This window comes from Pseudomonas sp. EL_65y_Pfl2_R96 (assembly GCF_963970905.1).
Taxonomy (GTDB): Bacteria; Pseudomonadota; Gammaproteobacteria; order Pseudomonadales; family Pseudomonadaceae; genus Aquipseudomonas.
In genome coordinates, this window is the sequence record NZ_CAXAQH010000474.1 from 1 (window position 1) to 255 (window position 255).

Sequence of the window (255 nt, forward strand, 5' to 3'; positions counted from 1 at the left end):
TGTCGCTGATCTACCTCGCCACCTCGATGATTCTGGTGCCTTACTTGTGGTCGGCGGCTTACGCACTGCTGCTGGCGGTGCGCGGCGAGAGTTATGAAAACGCCGTGGCCGAGCGCAGGAAAGACCTGTTCATCGGCGCCGTCGCATTGATCTACGCGGTCTGGCTGATCTATGCCGGCGGCGTCAAATACCTGCTGCTCTCCGCCCTGCTCTATGCGCCCGGCGTGATCCTGTTCGCCAAAGCCAAGCTTGAAG

The 255-nt window shown here is 60.8% G+C and carries 1 pseudogene; it reads left to right on the forward strand.

The annotated features are described in order from the left end of the window. A pseudogene (locus AACY49_RS31640) lies at nt 1-255 on the forward strand (arginine-ornithine antiporter); the annotation flags it as partial.